This is a genomic window from Polynucleobacter nymphae (assembly GCF_018882155.1).
Classification (GTDB): domain Bacteria; phylum Pseudomonadota; class Gammaproteobacteria; order Burkholderiales; family Burkholderiaceae; genus Polynucleobacter; species Polynucleobacter nymphae.
On the sequence record NZ_JACVPA010000001.1, the window covers coordinates 1,155,528 to 1,169,594 of the forward strand.

12 protein-coding genes and 1 pseudogene are annotated in these 14,067 nt (G+C 45.5%); all 13 read right to left on the minus strand.

The window, feature by feature from the left end; all coding sequences use genetic code 11:
• Nucleotides 1–14: 14 nt before the first annotated feature.
• Entirely contained in the window at nucleotides 15–641 is a 627-nt protein-coding gene (gene hisG, locus ICN29_RS05935) for an ATP phosphoribosyltransferase (RefSeq protein WP_216130647.1), read from the minus strand.
• Nucleotides 642–661: 20 nt separating this feature from the next.
• Nucleotides 662–1,936: a UDP-N-acetylglucosamine 1-carboxyvinyltransferase gene (murA, locus tag ICN29_RS05940; RefSeq protein WP_216130649.1), complete on the minus strand. Its 1,275-nt coding sequence runs from the start codon at nucleotides 1,934–1,936 to the stop codon at nucleotides 662–664.
• 48 nt (nucleotides 1,937–1,984) lie between these two features.
• Nucleotides 1,985–2,233 (minus strand): BolA family protein, encoded by a 249-nt coding sequence (locus tag ICN29_RS05945; RefSeq protein ID WP_216130651.1) that lies wholly within the window; start codon nucleotides 2,231–2,233, stop codon nucleotides 1,985–1,987.
• A gap of 26 nt (nucleotides 2,234–2,259) precedes the next feature.
• On the minus strand, nucleotides 2,260–3,048 hold the full coding sequence (locus ICN29_RS05950; RefSeq protein WP_216130653.1) for an ABC transporter permease: 789 nt from the start codon (nucleotides 3,046–3,048) through the stop codon (nucleotides 2,260–2,262).
• Between the two features lie 65 nt (nucleotides 3,049–3,113).
• A pseudogene (locus tag ICN29_RS05955) lies at nucleotides 3,114–3,797 on the minus strand (ABC transporter ATP-binding protein); the annotation flags it as partial.
• Nucleotides 3,798–3,801: 4 nt separating this feature from the next.
• A complete protein-coding gene (locus tag ICN29_RS05960; protein ID WP_216130657.1) occupies nucleotides 3,802–4,059 on the minus strand; it encodes an STAS domain-containing protein in 258 nt (85 codons plus the stop codon).
• A 24-nt stretch (nucleotides 4,060–4,083) separates the two neighbouring features.
• Nucleotides 4,084–4,728: an MlaC/ttg2D family ABC transporter substrate-binding protein gene (locus ICN29_RS05965; protein ID WP_216130659.1), complete on the minus strand. Its 645-nt coding sequence runs from the start codon at nucleotides 4,726–4,728 to the stop codon at nucleotides 4,084–4,086.
• A 64-nt stretch (nucleotides 4,729–4,792) separates the two neighbouring features.
• Nucleotides 4,793–5,554 carry an MlaA family lipoprotein gene (locus ICN29_RS05970; RefSeq protein WP_216130661.1) on the minus strand — a complete coding sequence of 254 codons (762 nt, stop codon included), beginning with the start codon at nucleotides 5,552–5,554 and terminating at the stop codon, nucleotides 4,793–4,795.
• The gene (mlaD, locus tag ICN29_RS05975; RefSeq protein WP_216130663.1) at nucleotides 5,551–6,033 is read right to left on the minus strand and encodes an outer membrane lipid asymmetry maintenance protein MlaD; all 483 of its coding nucleotides are present in this window, start codon (nucleotides 6,031–6,033) and stop codon (nucleotides 5,551–5,553) included. Before mlaD ends, ICN29_RS05970 begins: the two co-directional genes overlap by 4 nt.
• 21 nt (nucleotides 6,034–6,054) lie before the next feature.
• Nucleotides 6,055–6,852, minus strand: a complete 798-nt coding sequence (mlaE, locus tag ICN29_RS05980; protein WP_216130665.1) for a lipid asymmetry maintenance ABC transporter permease subunit MlaE — start codon at nucleotides 6,850–6,852, stop codon at nucleotides 6,055–6,057.
• Entirely contained in the window at nucleotides 6,852–7,703 is an 852-nt protein-coding gene (locus ICN29_RS05985; protein WP_216130667.1) for an ABC transporter ATP-binding protein, read from the minus strand. The genes mlaE and ICN29_RS05985 overlap by 1 nt, the downstream gene beginning before the upstream one ends.
• 10 nt (nucleotides 7,704–7,713) lie before the next feature.
• Nucleotides 7,714–9,177, minus strand: coding sequence for a glutamate synthase subunit beta (locus ICN29_RS05990; protein WP_216130669.1), 1,464 nt, complete (start codon nucleotides 9,175–9,177; stop codon nucleotides 7,714–7,716).
• Nucleotides 9,178–9,224: 47 nt separating this feature from the next.
• Entirely contained in the window at nucleotides 9,225–13,970 is a 4,746-nt protein-coding gene (locus ICN29_RS05995; protein WP_216130672.1) for a glutamate synthase-related protein, read from the minus strand.
• Nucleotides 13,971–14,067: the final 97 nt, after the last annotated feature.

Genomic DNA, 14,067 nt, shown 5'->3' on the forward strand with positions numbered 1-14,067 from the left:
AGTAAGGTTGCGCTTTACTTCAGCAGCTCAAAAATGGGTTGCAGTTGAGCACGCTTACGCTTGTATGAAGCTTGGTTCACTACTAGGCGTGCACTGATATCCGCAATCGGTTCAACCTCAACCAAGCCATTAGCTTTAAGCGTATTACCAGTCGAAACTAAGTCCACAATTGCATCAGCTAAACCGACTAGTGGTGCTAACTCCATCGAGCCATAGAGCTGAATCGTATCAATGTGTACACCTTTGTTAGCAAAGTGCTCACGTGCGCAATTCACGTATTTCGTGGCTACCTTTAAGCGAGAGCCCTGCTTAACCGCTGCAGCATAGTCAAAACCTTCACGCACTGCAACCGACATACGGCACTTAGCAATATTGAGATCGTATGGCACATAAAGACCATCAGTCCCTTTTTCCATCAAGACATCCAAACCTGCAACGCCGAAATCAGCACCCCCAAATTGCACATAGGTAGGCACATCTGAGGCGCGCACAATAATCAAGCGCACGTCTGAATTTGAGGTTTCAATAATGAGTTTGCGTGACTTTTCAGGATCTTCCTTCGGCACAATGCCGATCTTGGATAAGATCTCTGCAGTTTCTTCGAAGATGCGGCCCTTAGAGAGGGCTAAAGTCAATTTCATGGACTAATTATCCATCAGGCTTACTTGATGCGCTCAATCTTTGCGCCTAAAAGCGTCAATTTATGCTCCATACGGTCATAGCCACGATCTAAATGGTAGATCCGATCAACCTGAGTTTCACCTTGAGCTGCCAAGCCAGCAATGACCAAACTAGCAGAGGCACGTAAATCGGTAGCCATCACAATGGCACCCGAGAGCTTTTCAACGCCCTGCGCAATTGCGGTATTTCCTTCGATTGCAATATCAGCGCCTAGGCGATTTAACTCTTGAACATGCATAAAACGATTCTCAAAAATCGTTTCAGTAATTGTTGAACTGCCTCCTGCTACTGCATTGACAGCCATCAATTGCGCCTGCATATCAGTTGGGAACGCTGGGTATTCTGAAGTGCGAAAACTCACGGCCTTAGGGCGACCATGCATAGAGGCCTTAATCCAATCTGGGCCCACTTCCATTTGTAGGCCAGCCTCCTTCAGTTTCACCATCACCGCATCTAAAGTATCAGGGCGGCAATGCTTCACAAGCACCTCGCCACCAGCAGCAGCAACTGCGCACAAGAATGTGCCTGCCTCAATGCGATCCGGTATCACTGCATGCTCAGCGCCGTGCAGTTTTTCAACACCTTCAATGACTAAACGATCGCTGCCAATACCAGTAATCTTGGCACCCATCTTCACCAATAACTCAGCAAGATCACCGACCTCTGGTTCACGTGCAGCGTTTTCTAGAATTGTTGTACCCGATGCTAAGGTAGCAGCCATCAATAAATTCTCTGTGCCCGTTACCGTAATCATGTCAGTCAAAATTGATGCGCCCTTAAGGCGATCAGTTGATGGCTTAGTTTCTGCTTGAATATAACCGCTCTTAATCTTGATACTTGCGCCCATGGCTTTCAAGCCTTTGATGTGTTGATCTACTGGGCGAGCACCAATAGCACAGCCGCCAGGCAAGGAGACCTTAGCGCTATGCATTCTGGCTAGAAGGGGGCCAAGAACCAAAATAGAGGCACGCATGGTTTTCACCATCTCATAGGTTGCCTCTGAACTCTTGATCACAGCTGCACTGAGTACTAAATGACTACGATCAGTTGCATCGGGAAAGGTAACGGTTACGCCAATTTCCTGCAAGAGTTTGAGCATCGTACGCACGTCCTGCAAATCTGGAACGTTACGCAGTACTACTGGTTGGTCAGTCAGCAAGCATGCACAAAGAATCGGTAAGGCGGCATTTTTAGCCCCTGCGATAACTACCTCACCATTGAGAGGTGTGCCGCCAACCATTCTTAATTTATCCATGAAACGATTCCAGTAAAGACTGATGTAGTGCTGTTATTAATAATAATCTTAGGCCGCAGGATTCTGGGCAAACTCTTGCGGCGTAAATGCCTTAATCGATAAAGCATGTACTTCGGCTTTCATCCGATCGCCCATCGCGCCATAGACCAATTGATGGCGTTGTACTAAACGCTTGCCTTCAAATTCTGGGCTCACAATCGTTGCAAAAAAATGCTGGCCATCACCTTCTACCTGAATATGGGTGCAGACAATTCCCTGCTTAATGTAGCCCTCAATTTGCTCTGGGGTTGGAAACATCAATCTCTCCTAATAAAACTAAATCATTAATGGCGGAGCTTATAGCCCTTTTGTAATAAGCGCAAAGCAATGATTGAAACGGCAATAAAAAAACAAGTAATGATTGCCAAACTATTCCACGGGGAGAAATCAGAAACCCCGAAAAAGCCGTAACGGAATCCATCAATCATATAAAAGAATGGGTTGAAATGCGACACAACCTGCCATGCTGGTGGCAGCGAATGAATTGAGTAGAAAACTCCTGACAACATCGTGGCAGGCATGATGACAAAGTTCTGAAAGGCAGCTAGCTGATCATACTTATCCGCCCAGATGCCAGCAATCAAACCCAAACTACCTAAAATAGCAGCGCCTAAAAAGGCAAAGGTCAAAATCCACAATGGATACTCTATTGCAGGAAGGCCATACCAGGCAGTAATTAAAAACACCCCAAAGCCTACTACTACACCCCGAAACACCGCTGCCAAAATATAGGCTGCATAAAACTCAAAATGGCTCAGCGGGGCAAGTAAAACAAATACTAGGTTACCCGTAACCTTGGATTGAATTAAGGAAGATGAAGTGTTTGCGAAGGCATTTTGCAAAACGCTCATCATCACTAAGCCTGGTATTAAAAATGCTGTGTAACTTAAGCGACCATAGACTTCTCTACCTTCAAGAACCTGGCCAAAAATCATGAGATATAAAACGGCGGTTAATACTGGAGCAGCTACAGTCTGAAACCCTACTTTGTAAAAACGGAGTATTTCTTTACGCAACAATGTTGGAAAACCACTGCCGTACTCTAAAGGTGGCCTACTCAGTCCGTGCTTCATAAAGCACCTCCCGACATGATGTTGACAAATACCTCTTCTAAATCCGTCTTGCCTTCACCATCTTTTTTTATTGAACCGTGACGCGCCAAAAGATTGGCAGTGGTATCTAAGGCAACAATCTTGCCTTGCTTGAGCATAGCAATGCGCTGACATAACGCTTCGGCTTCTTCTAGGTAATGGGTAGTTAGCACAATCGTGTGGCCATCTTGATTCAGCCTGCTAATGAACTGCCATAAAGACTGGCGTAACTCTACATCCACGCCAGCCGTAGGTTCATCCAGAATAATGACTGGAGGTCTATGAACCAAAGCTTGAGCAACCAATACTCGGCGCTTCATACCGCCCGATAAAGAGCGCATATTACTATCTGCTTTTGATGTGAGGTCAAGATTAGCCATGATCTCGTCAACCCATGCATCGTTATTGCGAATACCGAAGTAGCCAGATTGAAAACGTAAGGTTTCACGAACCGTAAAGAACGGGTCAAATACTAACTCTTGTGGAACAACGCCCAACATTCGGCGCGCTTCACGAAATGTTTTTTGTACATCGGCGCCCATAATTGCGGCATGGCCTTTATTTGGAGTGACCAAACCTGCCAAGATAGAAATCAGGGTCGTTTTGCCAGCACCATTAGGGCCTAGTAAGCCAAAAAATTCACCTGGCTCAATGCTCAAGGAAACATCATCGAGCGCCTGAAGTGCCCCGTAGTTTTTGGATACATTTTTAATGGAAATTGCAGCTTGCATGCTATTAGAAGCCTAGCAATGCGGATACGCCATAGACACTGGCTAGTACTTTCAACTTTTCAGGAGCATGCTCTATAGAAAGGGAATGGCCATCAGCCTGCAACTTTTTTTGCCACGCTAATAGAACAGTTAATACTGTGGAATCAAAATCTTTTAAGGAAGAACAGTCAATCGTTCTTAAGTTAGCCAAATTTAACAAGCCTTCTTTTTCTAGCAGTAGAGCATTTTCCTGCGTAACTATCTTAGGTAAAGAAAAGGTCATCGTTAAATATCTAAATTAATCTTGCTATGAATTTGCAGGCTTGGCACTAGCCAATTGCTTATTGCGATCTTGCAAGAACTTCACTAGGCCATCAATTCCATTTTGACTAATCTGGTTTGAAAACTGATTTCGATAAGCCTCAATCAACCAAACGCCCATGATATTCATGTCGTAGACTTTCCAGCCCTTATCTGTTTTCTCAAGACGATAATCTAAAGGTACAGGGTCTCCACGACCCAGGACAACCGTTTTAACAACGACTTCCTTGTCGTCTGGGGCGGCACGAAGCGCCTTAAATTGCACAGTCTGATCACGTAACTGACTTAAAGCTCCAGAGTAGGTCCTTATTAATAAATTTTTGAATTCCACCACCAATTGATTTTGCTGCTCAGGAGTAGCTTTCTTCCAATTAGGGCCCATTGCCATTTCAGTAGTGCGGAGCATATCGGTATAAGGAACTATTTTCTTTTCAACCAAATCAACAATCTTTGGAATATTCCCTTTTTGAATATCTGGATCTGACTTTACAGAAGCCATAACGTCTGTCACAACCATTTTGATTAAAGCATCGGGGGGGGTGGCTTGATCAGGCGTTTGCGCAAACGCAGTACAGGAGATCAGGAGCAAACCTGTCATGAAGTACTGAGTGATTCTTTTGTAACTTTTCATATCTAATGATCTCGCTATCTTTATCTAGATTGAGGCTAATTTTAGCCCTCCTCAAGAAAACTACTTATTCGTAAGGATTCTGGTAAACAGGCATCGTAGGCTCTTCATCATCACGGCCCTGGTTAATCTGATACTGACGACGCTGAATATAAGCATCACGCATAAAGCTGTACTTATCAATTGCGGCGCCATCCAACAAATCGCCAGCTTCGTAATACGTATTGCGCGCGTTGATAACGCGTAAGCCCGTAAGGCTATTTCGTAAGCCTACTGGATTAATATATTTAAAGAAGTAGTCAGACTCTAAGTCGGCAACAGTACCAAAAGTATCGCGAATGTTACTTGGCCCAAAGAATGGCAATACTACGTAGGGACCAGCAGGAACACCCCATACACCAAAGGTTTGACCCCAGTCTTCTTTATGCTTTTCAAGACCCGCAGGCGTTGCCAGATCCAAAAGTCCACCTAATCCCATGGTGGTATTGACGAACACCCGCATCAAATCATTAAATGCAAAATCTGGCTTGCCTTGCAACAGATTCTGTAAAGCAGTGTAGATATCGCTGTAGTTACTAAAAAAGTTATAAATACCTTCTCGTACAAATTCAGGTAAAACAAAACGATAGCCCGCCACTACTGGCTTTAAGACATAAGCATCTAATCCTTCATTAAACTCAAAGACCGAACGATTGAATGGCTCCCAAGGGTCTTGTGGCGAGCGCTCAACCCCTGCAGGTATTGAGGCGCAGCCCACCAGAAATGCAGTAAAACCAAGTAAGACTAGGCGCTTGAGCTTGCGCTGAAGATCACAGGCCCACAAATTCATTTTGCTGCGCCTTTGTCTTGACCGCTATCTGCTGCCTTGTTGTAAAGAAACTGACTAATGAGATTTTCTAAAACAATAGCTGATTGAGTCTGAGTAATTTTTCCACCATTAGCTAATAAATCATCCGAACCGCCAGCCTCAAGGCCAATATATTGCTCGCCTAACAAACCCGAAGTCAAAATTTTGGCGGCAGAATCCGCTGGGAACTTATAGGCCTCTTCAATCGTCATCACAACGGTTGCCTGATAAGTTTTATCGTCAAAAGAAATATTAGCAATCCGGCCGACAACTACACCGGCACTCTTGACTGGTGCACGAGGCTTTAAGCCGCCAATATTGTCAAAACGTGCGGAAATTTTATACGTCGGTGCAAATGACACCGCGTTCATATTGCCAACCTTTAATGCCAGGAATAAGGCTGCCAACAAACCAATGGCAACGAAGATTCCCACCCAAATATCAATTGCACTTTTTCTCATAAGAGCCCCAGTTTATTCTTTCTAGTTCGAGAACATCATTGCGGTTAGCAGGAAATCCAATGCCAAAACCGATAAAGAGGAAATCACCACCGTCCGGGTAGTGGCTTGCGATACACCCTCGGGTGTAGGCTTAGCTTCATAGCCTTGATAGAGGGCGATAAACGTTACTGCCACGCCGAAAACCATACTTTTAATTAAGCCGTTACCAATATCTGAAAAGAGGTCCACGCCACCCTGCATTTGAGACCAAAAGGCTCCAGAATCAACACCAATTAGTGGGACGCCAACAAAATAGCCACCCATCACACCTACTGCGGTAAAAATCGTCGCCAAAATTGGCATAGCAATAATGCCAGCCCAAAGTCGTGGAGCGATCACACGAGCTAATGGATCTACCGCCATCATTTCCATTGCACTTAACTGTTCACCAGCTTTCATCAAGCCAATTTCTGCAGTCAATGAGGTGCCAGCGCGGCCAGCAAACAATAAGGCAGTAATAACTGGGCCTAATTCACGGGTCAAAGAGAGTGCCACTAATAAGCCTAATGCCTGCTCTGAGCCATAGCGATTTAAGGTGTAGTAGCCCTGCAATCCCAGCACAAATCCCACAAATAAACCGGAGACTGAAATGATCACAAAAGAATGATTGCCCACAAATAGAATTTGATCAATCACTAAACGAGGTCTTTTGAGTAAAAATCCTGAACGGAAAATGACTGCGGAAAACATTCTTGAAGCAAGTCCAAGACTAGTTAAATTACGGCGCACAAAAAACCCAAGATCGCCGAATAAATCGAGAAGTTTATGTATAGCAGCCATTAAATACTTAATCCAAAATCTTCTGCCAAACTCTGGCCTGGATAATGGAATGGCACTGGGCCATCAGGAGCAGCATCTAAAAATTGTCTGACAAAAGGGTCTGTGGAGCGACTTAATTCAGCAGGTGTCCCTTGTGCGCCAATACGGCCATTAGCAATGAAGTACACATAATCAGCAATTTCAAAAGTCTCCTCAACATCGTGTGTCACTAGAAGACTAGTGGCGCCAAGCGCATTGTTGAGATCGCGTATCAATCGCGCAGTAATACCCAAAGAGATTGGATCTAAACCTGCAAATGGCTCGTCGTACATGATGAGTGGAGGATCTAGAGCGATTGCTCTAGCGAGCGCAACGCGTCTTGCCATACCACCAGAAATTTGTGATGGCATTAAATCACGAGCACCTCGTAAACCCACTGCATTTAATTTCATTAGTACTAGAGAGCGCAAAAGCTCTTCACTTAAATCTGTATGTTCGCGCAAGGGGAATGCGACATTTTCAAAAACACTCAAATCTGTAAACAATGCGCCAAACTGAAAGAGCATGCCCATGCGACGACGCGCAGCCATCAATTGATCGTCAGCCATCCTGCCAATATCTTTACCTTCAAATAAGACTTGCCCGGATTGAGCAGTAAATTGACCGCCAATTAAACGCAGAATCGTGGTTTTACCGCAGCCTGATCCACCCATTACCGCGACTACTTGGCCACGGCGAAACTCCATATTGAGGCCCGACAAAATCTGCCGCTCACCAAGAGCATAGGAAAAGTCGACATCCTTAATAGAGACGACAACTTCTTCTGCAGATTGAGCGCTTGCATTCAAAGAGTTTGGGTGGACAGTGTTCATATCCCCGATATTATCGGGGTAAAACAGATGACCCCATTAAATACTGGTCTACTGCTTGAGCGCATTGGCGACCCTCACGAATTGCCCAAACTACAAGAGACTGCCCGCGGCGCATATCACCAGCAGCAAAGACCTTAGAAACATTAGTTTGATAGGCATTTTGTCCTTCTACAGTAGCTTTGGCATTGCCGCGAGCATCTTTTTCAACGCCGAAAGCATTGAGAACCTGCTGTACTGGAGATACGAATCCCATTGCCAAAAGTACTAAATCTGCCTTGATCTCAAACTCAGAGTTTAGAACTTCAACCATCTTGCCGTCTTTCCACTCCAATCGAACACCAATCAGTTTTTCTACTTTGCCGTTTTTACCTTCAAAACGCTTTGTTCCTACTGACCAGTCGCGCTCACAACCTTCCTCATGGGAAGATGAGGTGCGGAGCTTGGTTGGCCAATAAGGCCACACCAAAGGCTTGTTCTCAACTTCGGGGGGCTGCGGGAGTAATTCAAACTGAGTAACGTGTTTTGCACCGTGGCGATTGGATGTGCCAACACAATCAGAGCCAGTATCGCCGCCACCAATCACAACAACGTGTTTATCAGTTGCCCGGATTTCATTTTTGAAGTCTCCAGCATTCTCTTTATTTTGTGGAATCAAAAATTCCAATGCATAGTGCACACCAGTCAATTCACGGCCAGGTACAGGCAAGTCACGTGGCTGTTCAGCGCCGCCAGTAATGACTACAGCATCAAAATCTTTCATCAACTGCTCAGGAGAAACAGTTTTGGTAGAGTAATTTTTTACTTCAGCGCTCATGGCTTCTTTGCCAACAAAAACACCGGTTTCAAATTTCACACCTTCAGCCTGCATCTGCTCGACACGACGATCGATGAGCCACTTTTCCATTTTGAAATCAGGAATACCATAGCGCAGCAAGCCGCCAATGCGATCGTTCTTTTCAAACACAGTGACATCATGACCAACACGAGCCAACTGCTGAGCGGCAGCCATACCAGCGGGGCCGCCGCCAACAACAGCTACTTTTTTACCAGTCTTGGTTTTAGATGGCTGAGGCTTAACCCAACCACTTTCCCAACCCTTATCAATAATGGCATGCTCGATAGACTTAATGCCGACAGGAGCACGATTAATGCCTAGAGTACATGCAGCCTCGCAAGGCGCCGGACAAATACGACCCGTAAACTCTGGAAAGTTATTGGTAGATTGCAAAACATCTAAAGCATTCTTCCAGTCGTTATGGAACACTAAATCATTGAAGTCGGGAATGATGTTGTTGACTGGGCATCCATTATTACAAAATGGAATGCCACAATCCATACAACGAGCGCCCTCAATCTTGGCTTCTTCATCAGTTAAAGCGGCAACGAACTCTTTGTAATGATGGAGACGTTTAACGGGCGCTTCGTATGTTTCCTCGACGCGCTCAAACTCCATAAACCCAGTGACCTTACCCATATCTAATCCTTAGTATCTTTTCTGAATGTTCGTATTAATTAAGCAACTTAAGCGGCAACAGTTTTGTTTTGCGCCTTGTCCCATAGCTCACCTAGGGCACGCTTGTACTCAGTTGGGAGGACTTTCACAAAACGGCTGCGGGAATTTTCCCAATCAGCCAAGAGTGCTTTAGCACGCTCTGAACCGGTGTAGCGGAAATGGCGTTCAATTAAGCCCTTTAAAATTTGCTCATCAGTGATGCGCTCTCCACCATCTTTCACGTCAACTGGGGCGTGCCACTCAGACTGAGGCATCTTTGCAATTTGCTCTGCAGACGGCAATACCTTTTCTAAAGTTGCCATACTGGTATTGCAGCGCTTATCGAATAAACCATCTTCGTCATAAACGTACGCAATACCACCGCTCATACCAGCAGCAAAGTTACGCCCAGTGGCACCAAGCACCGCCACAGTTCCACCAGTCATGTACTCACAACCATGATCGCCAGTACCCTCTACAACAGTCGTGGCTCCAGAATTACGTACCGCAAAACGCTCGCCAGCAACGCCATTAAAGAAGGCTTCACCAGCAATTGCGCCGTATAGAACAGTATTACCAACAATGATGTTCTTGGCTGTATCACCACGGAACTCGTGTGGAGCACGCACAATCACGCGACCCCCAGACAGGCCTTTCCCAACGTAGTCATTACCATCACCAACTAAATCTAAGGTAATGCCTCGTGCCAAGAAAGCTGCAAAACTTTGGCCAGCAGTGCCGTTCAATTGAATATGAATAGTGTCATCAGGCAAACCAGCATGACCGTATCGCTGTGCAACTTCGCCAGAAAGCATTGCACCAACAGTGCGGTTTACGTTCTTCACTGGAACGATAAATGAAACTTTCTCGCCACGCTCTAATGCAGGCTCACTCTTCTCAATCAAGATATTGTCAAGGGCACTTGCCAAGCCATGATCCTGTGTCAGTACTTGATAACGCGGAACATCACTTGCCACTTTTGGCTCAGCAAAAATCTTGCTGAAATCCAAACCATGCACTTTCCAGTTATCAATCCCTTTACGGGTATCTAATAAATCCACGCGGCCGATCAGATCATCAAACTTACGAATGCCCAATTGCGCCATGATCTCGCGAGCCTCTTCGGCAATAAAGAAGAAGAAGTTCACTACATGCTCAGGCTTGCCAGAGAACTTCTTGCGCAATTCTGGATCTTGAGTAGCAACACCAACGGGGCAAGTATTCAAATGGCATTTACGCATCATGATGCAACCTTCAACCACCAATGGCGCTGTTGCAAAACCAAATTCGTCTGCACCCAACAATGCGCCGATCACGACATCACGACCCGTCTTCATTTGGCCGTCAGCCTGAACCCGGATACGGCTACGTAGACCATTGAGAACCAGGGTTTGCTGTGTTTCAGCCAAACCGAGTTCCCAGGGTGAACCAGCATGTTTAATCGAAGAAAGGGGGGAAGCGCCTGTACCGCCATCGTGGCCAGCAATCACCACGTGATCTGCTTTGGCCTTGGCAACACCAGCTGCCACAGTACCAACACCAACCTCTGATACTAACTTCACAGAAACGTCTGCTTTAGGATTGACGTTCTTTAAGTCATGAATCAATTGAGCAATATCTTCAATCGAGTAAATGTCATGGTGTGGAGGAGGAGAAATTAAACCAACTCCCGGCACGGAGAAGCGTAACTTACCAATATAGTCAGATACTTTGCCGCCAGGTAATTGACCGCCCTCACCAGGCTTAGCACCTTGTGCCATTTTGATCTGAATTTGATCTGCAGAGCGCAAGTACTCAGTAGTTACTCCAAAACGACCAGAGGCAACTTGTTTAATTTTGGAGCGCAATGAATCACCATCAAGTAATGGGATATTGGCTTCAACTACATCGCTGCCCAATACGCTGGCAAGAGTTTCGCCTTTTTTAATTGGGATACCTTTGAGCTCATTAATATAGCGATTTGGATCTTCACCGCCTTCGCCAGTATTGGACTTACCGCCAATACGATTCATCGCAATTGCCAAAGTAGCATGCGCTTCGGTAGAGATCGATCCTAAAGACATAGCGCCAGTAGCAAAACGTTTCACAATTTCTTTGGCAGATTCAACTTCATCTAATGGAATTGCTTTTACTGGATCAATCTTGAATTCAAAGAGACCGCGCAAGGTCATTTGACGTTTGGTTTGGTCATTGATGATGTTGGCATACTCTTTATACGTCTGGTAGCCCTTCTCTGCACCAATTCGAGTGGAATGCTGTAACTTTGCAATCGTATCTGGTGTCCACATATGGTCTTCACCACGGATACGAAAGGCATATTCACCACCAGCATCGAGCATATTGGTTAACACTGGATCATTGCTAAAGGCAGAAGTGTGCATCCGCAGAGCTTCTTCAGCCACCTCAAATACACCGATACCACCAACGTTTGATGGAGTGCCCTTGAAATACTGATGAATAATCTCCTGATTCAAGCCAATCGCTTCAAAAATCTGTGAGCCGGTATAAGACATATAGGTAGAGATACCCATCTTGGACATCACTTTTTGCAGGCCCTTACCAACTGCTTTGATATAATTCTTAACCGCTTTTTCACCAGACAAATCGCCCGATAAGCCTTTAGCCATATCGGTTAACGTTTCCAAAGCGAGATATGGGTGAACTGCTTCAGCACCATAGCCAGCCAAGAGCGCAAAGTGGTGTGTTTCACGAGCGCTACCAGTCTCAACCACGAGGCCTACGCTGGTACGCAAACCTTTTTCAACTAAATGTTGGTGAATTGCAGAGGTCGCCAGTAAAGCGGGAATCGCAACATGCTTCTCGTCAACTTGACGATCGCTCACGATCAAGATGTTGTAACCAGAACGTACTGCATCAGCTGCTTCTGCGCACAAAGATGCTAAGCGAGCTTCAATACCAGCTCTGCCCCATACCGCCGGATAGCAAATATCTAATTCATAAGAGCGAAATTTACCATTGGTGTAGTGGCCAATATGACGAATCTTAGTGATGTCATCAAAATCTAAAATTGGCTGACTCACTTCTAAGCGCATTGGCGGGTTGATGTTGTTGGTATCTAATAAGTTAGGTTTTGGCCCAATGAATGACACCAATGACATCACCATATTCTCGCGAATAGGGTCAATTGGAGGATTAGTAACCTGTGCAAATAATTGCTTGAAGTAGTTATATAAGGGCTTGTTCTTGTTGGAAAGAACAGCTAATGGGCTATCGTTACCCATTGAACCAATCGCCTCTTCACCATTCATGGCCATTGGCGCCATCAGGTACTTGATATCTTCTTGGGTATAACCAAACGCCTGTTGACGGTCTAATAATTTAGCCGCTGGACGAATCGTCGTTTTTTCATCAACCAAGTCGGCCTTGCTTGCGTCAACCTCATCTAGCTTGACACGAACTGCATCGATCCAGCTCTTGTATGGCTTAGCATTTGATACGGCATTCTTGAGTTCAACGTCATCAATAATGCGACCTTGCTCCATGTCGATCATAAACATTTTGCCTGGCTGTAGACGCCATTTTTGAATAATCTTGGTTTCTGGAATTGGCAATACGCCAGCCTCAGAAGCCATGATGACCAAGTCATCATCGGTTACGTAATAACGCGCTGGACGCAAACCATTGCGGTCTAAAGTTGCGCCGATTTGACGACCATCGGTAAATGCCATTGCAGCTGGGCCATCCCATGGCTCCATCATGGCTGCGTGATATTCATAGAAAGCACGGCGGTTGTCATCCATTAATGTATGCTGCTCCCATGCCTCAGGAATCATCATCATCATGGCTTGCGCCAATGGATAACCTGACATCACTAAGAGCTCTAGGCAGTTATCAAAACTAGCTGTATCTGACTGGCCTGGGTAAATCAGTGGCCATAATTTTTGCAAGTCATCACCAAGCACTGGGGAGCTGATTGCTCCCTCGCGTGCATTAACCCAATTGACATTACCTTTAACAGTATTAATTTCACCGTTGTGAGCAATCATGCGGTATGGGTGAGCCAACTCCCAAGCAGGAAAAGTATTGGTAGAGAACCGTTGGTGCACTAACGCTAATGCTGATACGGTACGGGGATCTTGCAAGTCCTGGTAATACGCACCCACCTGATTAGCTAGCAGCAAACCCTTGTAAACAATGGTTCGGGCAGACATTGAAGCAACAAAATATTCTTTACCATGCTTCAAATGTAAATCTTGAATTGCATGGCTCGCAGTTTTACGAATGACGTACAGCTTGCGCTCAAGCGCATCAGTCGTCATGATGTCGCGGCCACGGCCAATAAAAATTTGACGAATGAATGGCTCTGTCATTTGCACTGTTGGAGACATTGGCAACTTCACATCTACTGGCACATCTCTCCAACCCAAAACAACCTGGCCCTCTAAGCGGACGGTGCGCTCCAACTCTTGTTCACAAGCTAAACGTGATGCCTGCTCTTTTGGCAAGAAAATCATGCCAACGCCGTACTCGCCTAAAGGCGGCAAGGTGACGGCTTGTTTAGCCATTTCTTCGCGGTACAAAGTATCGGGAATCTGAATCAAGATGCCAGCACCATCACCCATCAATGGGTCAGCACCAACAGCACCCCGGTGATCTAGGTTTTCCAAAATCTGCAAACCTTGGCTAACAATCTCGTGGGATTTCTTGCCTTTAATATGCGCGACAAATCCTACGCCACAGGCATCATGCTCATTTCGAGGGTCGTATAAACCTTGAGCGATTGGGCGAAGATCAGAATTGAATTGTGTAGTCATAGTATTTCCGAGGGGCGACAAAGGCCTGATTACTTTTGGAGGATCAAATATAGGTGAATACCCATACCGATGCAATAGAAATAAAATGAGTCTGTCC